We start from the raw sequence: 1,257 nt of genomic DNA, 5'->3' as shown, positions 1-1,257 counted from the left end.
TAATTAGATATTTTCGACAATTATGTTTATAGCAAATGTTGTAAATAGTGAGTTCCCATAATTTACGGAAATAAAGGTTCTCCTTTAGACACTCTAGACAACAATTAGTATTGCGGCTATTGAAAGCATTTTTTCCTATGTAATCTACTATGTGGTCATTAAAAGAATCCTCTTCAAAATCCCCAACTTGATCACAGTATGTAAGAGCCCAGAGATCAGACTCCTAATTAGCAGTTAATTTTGCTAAGTCCTTGAGACTTACTTTAGACTTTGAAATCTTATTTACATTTATCATTTGTTTTTCATCTGTTTAAGTTAATCCGACATTTTGGTAAACTCAACTACAGGATTCATACCCATTTAAAGTAGTAATTCTTGTAATATAGCCCTTCAAACTTTCATCAAAATAAGGCTTAGGATGTATTGGTTACAACATTAGCCTCCCTCAAAATAGATAAATAACCACCTAGAACAATTGTCTAAGTGGTTTATTAAGTGCAAAATATTACTGTTATTCTGGGCGTTTATCACACAATTGCGTTTACCGATTAATTATTACTAATATAAACGCTGATAATCTCATTCCACAAAATATGGAACTACTCTACGAAATTATGGAGAGATTCCACGAAATTTTGAAAGCTCACACAATTATTGTTAAACTCCAAAATTAATCGGATTAAGGTCTTATTAAATCAAGGTTTAATCTGATATTGAAATCATTAATTACCGGATTTTGAAATTCACTATTTGAATAACATAAAAAGGAAATCATATTTAACCGGATTATTTTTTTATTTACCTTTCTAAAATAAATCATAATTAACCGTATTATTTTAACAATATTATTATTTAAAATTAACGTGTTTCTCAGAACTAATAATACCTTATTCCTTTATGATTATAAGGGGACTTCTATCCAGTTTATTAATTTACTGCCAAATGAAAACAACAATACACCGCTAGCTACCTGAGATACTAAAAATAAAATAATTGGAGCCCATTACTTATAATTGAATCTATGTCCCGTTATATGGTATTAGTATCCCTATGTAAAGTGACTATAAAGTTATTTTAAAACCTCAAACAAGCATAACCCCGTTCTAAATTTAGGACAGGGTTAAAATATAGTTGTTTAATCTTTGATGTAAGATACTCCACTGGACTTAAAAATATAACAAAAATGTTTTTTTAAAATCTAAGTTTTATTCCATAATCGCGCCCGATTGTTGAAGATCGTTATTGAACTAAAGCACC

Annotated in this window: 1 protein-coding gene; it reads right to left on the bottom strand. The window is 29.3% G+C overall.

Annotation, left to right across the window (positions count from 1 at the left end):
- Positions 1-139 (bottom strand): TniQ family protein (locus tag V7150_RS26710; protein WP_420490341.1); only part of this gene is annotated, 139 nt, incomplete at its 3' end.
- Positions 140-1,257: the final 1,118 nt, after the last annotated feature.

It is taken from the genome of Neobacillus drentensis, from assembly GCF_036965245.1.
GTDB lineage: Bacteria > Bacillota > Bacilli > Bacillales > Cytobacillaceae > Neobacillus > Neobacillus drentensis_G.
This window is presented reverse-complemented; position numbering and strand designations above follow the sequence as displayed.